Source organism: Aquabacterium sp. UBA2148, assembly GCF_002328915.1.
Taxonomy (GTDB): Bacteria; Pseudomonadota; Gammaproteobacteria; order Burkholderiales; family Burkholderiaceae_C; genus Aquabacterium; species Aquabacterium parvum.
In genome coordinates, this window is record NZ_DCXA01000060.1 from 1 (window position 1) to 7,294 (window position 7,294).

General features: G+C 67.3%; 7 protein-coding genes. 3 read left to right on the top strand and 4 right to left on the bottom strand.

Annotated features, from left to right (window positions below):
- From B2W70_RS03510 to B2W70_RS03520, 3 genes are all read left to right on the top strand, one after another.
- Positions 1-627 (top strand): sensor histidine kinase (locus tag B2W70_RS03510; protein ID WP_286742905.1); only part of this gene is annotated, 627 nt, incomplete at its 5' end.
- Positions 624-1,319, top strand: coding sequence for a response regulator (locus tag B2W70_RS03515; RefSeq protein ID WP_286742906.1), 696 nt, complete (start codon positions 624-626; stop codon positions 1,317-1,319). The genes B2W70_RS03510 and B2W70_RS03515, both read left to right, overlap by 4 nt.
- 81 nt (positions 1,320-1,400) lie before the next feature.
- Positions 1,401-3,308 carry a potassium transporter Kup gene (locus B2W70_RS03520; RefSeq protein ID WP_286742909.1) on the top strand — a complete coding sequence of 636 codons (1,908 nt, stop codon included), beginning with the start codon at positions 1,401-1,403 and terminating at the stop codon, positions 3,306-3,308.
- Positions 3,309-3,333: 25 nt separating this feature from the next.
- Here the strand turns inward: B2W70_RS03520 and B2W70_RS03525 are convergent, their stop codons facing one another.
- From B2W70_RS03525 to B2W70_RS03540, 4 genes are all read right to left on the bottom strand, one after another.
- Positions 3,334-4,083, bottom strand: coding sequence for a DUF305 domain-containing protein (locus B2W70_RS03525; RefSeq protein ID WP_286742911.1), 750 nt, complete (start codon positions 4,081-4,083; stop codon positions 3,334-3,336).
- Positions 4,061-5,563, bottom strand: a complete 1,503-nt coding sequence (locus tag B2W70_RS03530) for an LVIVD repeat-containing protein (RefSeq protein ID WP_286742913.1) — start codon at positions 5,561-5,563, stop codon at positions 4,061-4,063. The genes B2W70_RS03525 and B2W70_RS03530 overlap by 23 nt, the downstream gene beginning before the upstream one ends.
- A 150-nt stretch (positions 5,564-5,713) precedes the next feature.
- Positions 5,714-6,433 (bottom strand): Crp/Fnr family transcriptional regulator, encoded by a 720-nt coding sequence (locus tag B2W70_RS03535; protein WP_286742916.1) that lies wholly within the window; start codon positions 6,431-6,433, stop codon positions 5,714-5,716.
- 72 nt (positions 6,434-6,505) lie between these two features.
- Positions 6,506-7,294: GGDEF domain-containing protein (locus tag B2W70_RS03540; protein WP_286742918.1), on the bottom strand; the 789-nt coding region annotated here is incomplete at its 5' end.

Genomic DNA, 7,294 nt, shown 5'->3' on the forward strand with positions numbered 1-7,294 from the left:
CAGCAGGGCGAGCGCCTGTCGCCCGAACAAAGGCAGCGGCTGGCCGACACCATCGCCGACGAAGCCACGCAACTGAGCCGGCTCACCGACAACGCGCTGCAACTGGCGCGGCTCGACGCAGGCCCCGCATCGCTGCAACGCGACTGGGAGTCCCTCGAAGAAATCGTGGGCGCGGTGTTGCGGCGCGTGCGTGCCCGCGACCCGGGCCGCCGCGTGCAAGCCCGCATCGCGCCCGGCCTGCCCCTGCTGCATTGCGACGCCGTGCTGATGGTGCAACTGCTGGAGAACCTCATCGACAACGCCCTGAAATACGCCCCGACCGAGCAGGCCATCGAGGTCAAGGGGCGGCTGCACGGACAGCGCCTGTGCCTGGCCGTGCGCGACCACGGACCGGGCATCCCGGCGCCAGAGCGCCAGCGCCTGAGCCAGGCCTTCGAGCGCGGCGAAGCCGGTCGGCGCTCCGGCTCGCGGGGCGCCGGGCTGGGGCTGGCGCTGTGCCAGGCGATCGCCCAGGCCCATGGCGCCACCTTCATCCTGCGCGAACGCCGCCAGGGCGGCTGCCACGCCGAGGTGTGCTTTCCGCTGACGACCACCCCGCGCATCGACGACGAGGAGGCCTCGGCATGAGCGTGCGCGTGCTGCTGGTGGAAGACGACAAGGAACTGCGCACCACCTTGCGCGAGGTCATGCAGGTCGAGGGCCACGAGGTGGCGGTGGCCGCCAGCCTGGCCGATGCACGGGCGCAACTGCGGCACGCACCGCGCCCCACCCCCTTCGACCTGATCGTGCTGGACCTGGGCCTGCCAGACGGCGAAGGCCGCACCCTGCTGTCAGAGGTGCGCGCACATGGCAGCTGCCCCGTGCTGGTGATCTCGGCGCGGCACGACGACGGCCAGAAGATCGCCCTGCTCGACGAGGGCGCCGACGACTACCTCGTCAAGCCCTTTGCCGCTGGCGAGTTGCTGGCACGCATGCGCGTGGCCCTGCGGCACCGGGGGCAGACGATCCGGGCCGCCATCACCCGCTACAGCAGCCGAGGCATCGACGTGGACCTGACCCGCCGCACCGTGTTGCGCGAAGGAGCCCCCGTGCACCTGACGCCCAACGAGTTCAAGCTGCTCGCCAGGCTGGTGCGCAGCACCGGTCAGGTCGTCACCCATCGACAGTTGCTGTCCGATGTGTGGGGCCCCGAGCACACCGCCGACACCCACTACCTGCGCCTGTACATGGGCCAGTTGCGCGCCAAGCTGGAAGCCGACCCGGCCGAGCCGCAGTTGCTGCTGACAGAGACCGGCGTGGGCTATCGGCTGGCCGATTGAGCCCCGATCCGCGCATCCTTATGCTTTCCTGACGCGGTCTTGCGCAGACTGGGTGCCAGCATGACTTCAGCATGGCCCCCCATGACCCCCAACGACCCCGCGACCCAGTCGGCCCACGACGGCCCCAACAAGCAAGGCCTCGCCGCCCTCACCCTGGGCGCCATCGGCGTCGTCTACGGGGACATCGGCACCAGCCCGCTCTACACCGTCAAAGAGGTTTTCGCGCCGCACACCGGCGTGCCGCTCGACCACCTCCACCTGATCGGCGCCATCTCCACCATCTTCTGGGCGCTGATGCTGGTCGTCACGCTCAAATACGTGATCCTGATCCTGCGCGCCGACAACCACGGCGAAGGTGGCGGCCTGGCGCTCACGGCGCTGGCAGCTGCGGCCGTGAAGGACCGCCCACGCTTGCGGCAGGCCTTGCTCCTGTTGGGCGTCTTCGGTGCCACGCTGTTCTATGGTGACAGCGTCATCACGCCGGCGATCTCGGTGCTGGGCGCCATGGAAGGCCTGCAGGTCATCGCCCCCGGGCTGGAGAGCCTGGTGCTGCCCGCGTCCGTGCTCATCCTCATCGGGCTGTTCATGGTGCAGCGCTTCGGCACTGGCTTCGTGGGCCGCTTCTTCGGGCCCGTGATCGTGTTGTGGTTCGTCACGCTCGGGGCCGTGGGCCTTTGGCACATCTCGCAGCAGCCGGCCATTTTGGCCGCGCTCAACCCGCTGCACGCCTGGGCCTTCGTCACCGACCGGGGTTGGCAGTTGCTGGCCACGCTGGGCGCCATCGTGCTGGCGCTGACCGGCGCCGAGGCGCTCTACGCCGACATGGGCCACTTCGGCAAGCGGCCCATTCAACTGGCCTGGACGACGCTGGTGCTGCCCGGCCTGGCGCTGAACTACATGGGCCAGGGGGCGCTGCTGATGGGCGATCCAAGCGCCATCGAGAACCCCTTCTATCGACTCTTCCCCGACTCGTGGCTGGTGCCGGCACTGGTGCTGGCCTCGCTGGCGGCCATCATCGCCTCGCAGGCCGTGATCTCGGGCGCCTACTCGATGACCAAACAAGCCATCCAGCTCGGCTTTTTGCCACGCATGGCCATCCGCTACACCTCGGCGCGCGAGGTGGGACAGATCTACATCCCGGCGGTCAACTGGGCGCTGCTGCTGGCCGTCATCGCCGCCGTGCTGCATTTCGAGACCTCCTCGGCGCTGGCCTCGGCCTACGGCATCGCCGTCACGCTGACGATGATGATCACCACGGTGTTGACCTACTTCGTGGTGCGCAATGCCTGGAAGCTGCCCCTGCCCGTGGCCATCGGCGCCACCGCCTTCTTCCTGTCGGTGGATGCGCTGCTGGTGGCCGGCTGCGCGGTGAAGTTTTTCGACGGCGGCTGGTTCCCCCTGGCACTCGGTGGCATGTTGTTCGTGGGCATGAGCACCTGGGCACGCGGCCGCCAGCTGCTGCTCGAGAGCATCCACCGCGATGGCCTGGCGCTGCAGCCCTTCATCGACACCCTGGACCCGCGCAGCGTGAACCGCAGCACCCGCACCGCCGTCTACCCCGTGGCCGACCCGTCCACCGTGCCCCAGGCCCTGCTGCACAACCTCAAGCACAACCAGGTTCTGCATGAACGCAACGTCGTGCTCACCGTGCGCTTTCACGACGTGCCCTGGGTGCCCATGAGCGAGCGCATCGAGGTGCAGCCGCTGTCGCGCAGCTTCTGGCAGGTGACGCTGCACTACGGCTTCATGAACACGCCCGACGTGCCCCAGGCGCTGACGCTGGCCGAATCTCACGGGCTGAAGATCCCGACCTTCGAGACCACCTTCTTCCTCAGCCGCGAGAGCGTGGTGCCCACGCCAGGGGCCGGCATGGCCAACTGGCGCGAGACCTTGTTCGCTGCCATGAGCCGCAACGCGGGTGGGGTGGTCGACTTCTTCAGGCTGCCGGACAACGCTGTGGTGGAGCTGGGCACGCGGGTGCAGATCTGAGGCCAACCGACAGCTTTCACCCCGGTCAGCGACGGGAGTCTCCCTGCCGCCACCACACCGTCATCTGCCCCACCTCCTGCTGCTGCTCGGCGGCCACACTGCGGGCAAAGTCGCGCACCGCGGTCAACCCAGCGTGCTCGGACGCAAATCGGGCCATGACGACGGCGCCCTGGTGATGCCGCACCATCAGCGCCAGGAAGGCGTGGTCGAAAGCCGCCTCGTTGCGGACATCGGCCAGGGCCTCCAGTTGAGCGGGCGTGGCCAAGCCAGGCATGCCATCGCCACGGATGCAACCCTCGATGAATCGGTCGTACTCCGGCTCGCGCTGTGGGGAGCGCGCGTAAGCATCGCGCATCCAGGCCATGTCGTCGCGCCCTGCCATCAGTGGGGCGTCCCACAGCATCAGCCAACCTTGCATGACGCCCAGCTCCCTGAGCTGCTGGTTGACGATGCCCTGCGCCAGCGCCTGCACGCGGGGCGAGCCACGCGACAAGGCCAGCCTCGCCATGGTCAGCGCCTGCTCGTGGTGCAGCGACATGTCCTGTGCGAAGCCGGTGTCCACGGCGCTGCGCCGCCCTGGCCTCGCGTCGTTCGACCCGTGCAGATCGGCATGACCGGCTTGCACCGCAGCGGGGCTCGATTGCCCCCAGCCCATGGCCTGACGCACCCAGGCCAGCCAGCTCATGGCCACCCAAACAGCCACCACCAACATCACCCAGCCCATCCACCCACCACCGGCGCGCGAGCGCACCTCAAGGCTTGAACGGGTAGGCACCGTTGGTGAACCTCAAGACCATGAAGCCATTGTCCGTGCAGGTCGTCCACAGCTCGTTGTTGACGAACTTCGGCGGCGACGAGCACCAATCGGCCGTCAGATCGGCACGCTGGCTTTCGGGCGACGCGCTCAGCGCCCCCAGCGGGTTGACGACCAGGTCGGTGATCGACTTGAACGAACGAGGCAGCAAGGCGTGTTCCGAGCCGCGCAGCAAAGCCTGCTTGCCCACCTGGGCGGGCGGGTTGAAGTAGGCGACCTCGCGCACCTGGCGCGGGTCACGGATGTCGAACACGCGAATGCCCGCTTGGAAGTAACCGCAGGCCATGGCGGTCGGCTCCACCACCCGATCGACCGAGCAGTAGTGCGCGTCGTAAGAAAACAGCCCGTTGTTGGCGCCGTCTTCTTTCGCCACCGCCGCATTCGCCTGGAGCTGGATCGCCAGCCGGATGTGCGAGACGAGCTTAGGGTTGGCCTCGTCGGCGATGTCGATGACGTGGATGCCCCCGGCCATGCCGTCTGCCCCGGCCTCGTCGATGACGAACAGGTAAGGCCGCCCCTTGATCGTCACCCACAGGGGCTTTTGCGAGATGCTGCCGTCTTGCCACGTCAGCTTGGCAATCTGGCGCACGTTGCGCTTGGTGCGGCGGTGCTGGATGTCGCTGACGTCGTAGATGCCGACACCGGCGGGGAAGATGCTCGCCAGGTACATGCGCGTGCCATCGGCGTTGAAAGCCATGCCGTGGTTGACCAGCATGGACGAGCCGCCGAAGTACAGCGTCTTGGGCTTGGCAGGGTTGCTCACATCGATGGCGGTCAGGGCACCGGCCACCAGGCCCGATGACCAATAGGTCTTGCCGTCGGGCGACCACTCCCCCTCGTGAGCGAAGTTGGTCGACGGCAAGGAGTCACCGGTGAGCGACGACTTGTTGAGCAGTTGGGGGTTGGCGCAGTCGGACACGTCGTACAGGTCGAACTTGCCCGCGCCGATCAGCAAGCCCACGCCGACGCCTGCCAGCATCTTGCCCGATGGGCTGGCCTTGAGCGACTCCCAGGTGCCGGCGCGGAAGGCCCGCGTGTCCAGGGCGGTGACCAGGTTCGGCCGGTCGGTGCGCGAGACGTCGATGACCTGCACGCCTGGCGATTTTTTCTGCTTGTTGGCCAGGCCGGAGGTCGGCATGTAGGCGCAGTGTCCGGCCACCGCGCTGACCCACGTGGCACCTTCGCCCTGGTACTGCCCCACTCGCTCCAGGTTGCACGAGTACCCCTGCTGACTGCGGCCACTGCGCCGATCCTGCGATGGCACCTGACCTTGCAGACCGGTCTCGGGCTGCGAGCCCGGGCCGCATGTGGCGGGTGGCACAGCTGCGTGCAGGTCGGGGGTGGGGTCTTCGGTGGCGTGTGCGGGCCAAGCCGCGCACCAGGCCATCGCAAGGGCCGCGATGGTGGCCGGGATCGGCGTCAACAAGGTGTGCGTGCGCATGGGCTCTCCTCGGTTTTTTGATGGGGGCTTCAAAGCAGCACGCATGCTAGGAAGTGCGGGGCACCCACGCTGTCAAAGCTTTGACACATGCGGGGATGTCCCTGACACGGGCATCCCCCAACGCGACTTCAACGCGACATCGAGGCGAGTTCAGCGCGACGCCATGGGCAGCCAGTTGTCGAACTGCACCTTTTCCTGCAAGGCTGGCAGGTCAACGATCTCGACCTGGCTGTAGGCCAACTCGATCAGGCCTGCGGCCTTGAGCCGCTGCAGCACGCTGTTGACGGTCTGCCGCGACATGCCCAGCACCTCGGCCAACTCCTTTTGCTGCACGAGCAGGCGCCTGCGCACCTTGCCCTGTCCTGGCGCGTAGTGCTGCGCCATCAGCAGCAGCCGGGCCACACGCAGGTCGTTGGACGCCAGCATGCGCCCGTCGAGCATGAACATCGCCAGCCTCAACTTCTGCGTCAGCAACAGACCGAAGTGAAACCAGAACTCGGGTTGCGAATTCAACAATTGGCGCAAGCGGGGGTTGTCCAGCCACATCACCAGCGAAGGCTCGGCAGCGCGCACGTGGTGCGTTCGAGGCAACTTGTCGTAAAGGCCGATTTCGCCAAACCAGAACACCGGCTCCATCTGCAACTGCACGGCCTCGTCGCCGTGTTCGCTGCCCGTCAGCGCATCCAACCGCCCTTCGATCAAGGCATAGACGCCATCGGCCGGGTCACCCCGAAAGAACAGGCTCTGCCCTTTCTTCAAACGCTTGGTGCTCGACAGGCCCAGCATCCCCGCCTGCATGGCAAGCGGCAGGCCACCAAACCAGGCGTCCTTGCGCAGGGTGTACCAAAGCTGATCGAGTTGGGGGTGCATGTCGGGCCGACCACAAAGGTGGGCAGCCTGACACGAAAGCGTGATGCACTCAACGAGTCCGGGCCCGACTCGTCAGTGCTGCGAATAAATGGCCGCGAATGGATCAGTCACCTGTTGGCGTCGCGAGGCATGCACCACCCCGTTCTTGCCCCGCTGCTTGGCCAGGTACATGGCTTCGTCGGCCCGCTGGGTGAGCGCGGCATCGGTCTGCCCATCTTGAGGGCACAAGGCCACGCCGATGCTGGCGGTCACGGCCGCAGGCGAGCCATCGAGCTCATAGGGCTGCCCGATCGCCGCGACCAGGCGGTGGGCCAGCAGATCGACGTCGTCGCTGGCCTGCCCGAGTTGGGCCAGCACCACGAACTCGTCACCACCCAGGCGCGCGACAAAGTCTCCCTGGCGGACGGCACGGCTCAAGCGCTGCGCCACCTGCGTCAGCAGCAGGTCACCCGCCTGGTGACCCAGCACATCGTTGACCTTCTTGAAGCCGTCCAGGTCCAGCAGCATCAGCGCGAAAGGCTCTCCCTTCTCACGCCATGCCGCAGACATCTCGGCCAGCCGGCGACCGAAGTGCGCACGGTTGGGCAAGGACGTCAGGCTGTCGTGGTAAGCCATGTGTTCGATGCGCCGAGCGTTCTCGGCGCGTTCGGCTTGCTCCCGCTCCCGCAAGACCTGGACCTTGCGCGTGAGCACGCTCAGCGCCAGGGCCAGCCCGAGCACCACCACGGTGATGCCCACGCTGCGCACGTTGCGCGCATCGGCCTCGGCGCGCACATCCTGGAGTCGTTCGCCTTCGCTCAAGGCCACGACCACGGCCAGCGGGAACCCATACAGCGGGCGCGAGCCGATGTAGCGGGGCTC

Coding starts and splice junctions, on each gene's coding strand:
- B2W70_RS03515 (WP_286742906.1), top strand. CDS start 624: ATGAGCGTGCGCGTGCTGCTGGTGGAAGACGACAAGGAACTGCGCACC.
- B2W70_RS03520 (WP_286742909.1), top strand. CDS start 1,401: ATGACCCCCAACGACCCCGCGACCCAGTCGGCCCACGACGGCCCCAAC.
- B2W70_RS03530 (WP_286742913.1), bottom strand. CDS start 5,563: ATGCGCACGCACACCTTGTTGACGCCGATCCCGGCCACCATCGCGGCC.
- B2W70_RS03535 (WP_286742916.1), bottom strand. CDS start 6,433: ATGCACCCCCAACTCGATCAGCTTTGGTACACCCTGCGCAAGGACGCC.